The sequence below is a fragment of the Roseateles sp. genome, from assembly GCF_049240545.1.
Classification (GTDB): domain Bacteria; phylum Pseudomonadota; class Gammaproteobacteria; order Burkholderiales; family Burkholderiaceae_C; genus Paucibacter_A.
Genome location: NZ_JBMLSK010000145.1, coordinates 1 through 1,545 on the forward strand (window position 1 = coordinate 1; position 1,545 = coordinate 1,545).

Sequence of the window (1,545 nt, forward strand, 5' to 3'; positions counted from 1 at the left end):
CGACCCCGTGGTTTCAGCGGACGATCAGTGCGCGGCGCTTGCCGCCTGTGCGCTGGGCGCGGGCCACTTGCCGATGGCCTTAAGTTGCTTGATCCAGCGAGGTGCGTTCTTCCTGGCGCTCATGGCGGCGTAGTCGATGGCTTGGTCGAGATAAGGCTGTCGGCGCGACAGCAGTATGTAGATCAGCCGGATCATCTTGTGCGCCACGGCGACGATGGTTTTCTTGTGCGACTTGCGCACCATCAGGCTGCGGTACTTGGCAGCCAGGGTGCTCTTGGTCATGCGCGCGGCGTTGGCGCATTCGCACAATATGTAGCGGATGGTGTTGTTGCCGTGGCGTGTGCGGCCCGACTTGCGCTTGCCAGCGCTCTCGTGGTTTCCCGGGCTCAGGGCGGCCCAGCAGGCCAGACGCTCGGGGCTGCCGAAGCGGGCCATGTCGTCGCCGATCTCGATGAGGATCAGCGCGGCGGCGACTTCGTCGATACCTGGGATGGTCTGCAGCAGCGCGTGCGCCCAGGCGTAGGGTTGCATGGCGCGCATGAGGTAGGCGTCGATGTCGGCGATCTGGGATTGCAGCGCGTCGATACTGTCGCTGAGGTGACGCAGCACGAACAGATGGCGCTCGCTCAGGTCACCGTCCAGGCTGGCGGCGAGCTCTTCGGTCTTGCGCTTCAAGGCTCCGCGCGCATGGGCCAGCAACATCGCCTGGGACTGGCCCTCGATGAGGCCGCGCACCATGGCGCGGGCCGAGACGCCGTGGATGTCGCTGACCACGGCGCCGAGCTTGACGCCGCCATCGTCGAGCATCTTGTGCAGCCGGTTGATCTGGCTGGTGCACATGGCGTTGAGTTTGCGCCGGTAGCGCGAGACCCGGCGCAGCTCGCGCAGGTCCTTCGGGGGGATGAAGCTGCCGCGCACCAGACCGAAGCGGGCCAGCACGGCCAGCCATTCGGAATCGAGCATGTCGGTCTTGCGGCCGGGCACATGCTTGATGAAGTGCGCGTTGACGACCCACGCGGTGATGCCGGCGTTGTCCAGGTGGGCGTACACGCTCTTCCAGTAGATGCCGGTGCTCTCCATGACCACGAGCTGGACCTGCAACTCGTTGAGCCACGCGGCCAGGGCGCGGCAGTCGCGCTTGAAGCCGCCGAACTCCCGACTGTGCTTGTCGATCGAGCCGTCGGGCTGCTCGATCAGCACGGTGACGACGTGCAGCATGCGGTGCACATCGATGCCGGCCACGCGGCGGTGCAGGGGGGAAAGTCCTTCCATCAAGATGCTCCTGTGAGTAAAGTGCCAAGCGGCACGCAGGAGCGACACCTGTGGCCGGTGCGTTGCACCGGTGAGCTGGAAGACTCCTCGAACCGAAACCGGTTCGGGCCTCTTTACCGTACGTGCTGCCACCGGCTCCACGGCAATGGAGCAGGCAGCGCAACAGTCGGGGGTGCGAGCCAGCTCGGTGGAGGTCCGGTTAGGCACCGGGGTCGGGCCTTCATTCGTATTGCGACCTCATCGCGCCTGCGTGCCACCTCACATGGTGCACCG

1 protein-coding gene is annotated in these 1,545 nt (G+C 65.6%); it reads right to left on the reverse strand.

Annotated elements, in window-relative coordinates; genetic code table 11:
• Nucleotides 1–24 precede the first annotated feature (24 nt).
• On the reverse strand, nt 25–1,272 hold the full coding sequence (locus ACOVRJ_RS09375) for an IS110 family transposase (protein ID WP_422043591.1): 1,248 nt from the start codon (nt 1,270–1,272) through the stop codon (nt 25–27).
• Between the last annotated feature and the right edge of the window lie 273 nt (nt 1,273–1,545).

Coding starts and splice junctions, on each gene's coding strand:
- ACOVRJ_RS09375 (WP_422043591.1), bottom strand. CDS start 1,272: ATGGAAGGACTTTCCCCCCTGCACCGCCGCGTGGCCGGCATCGATGTG.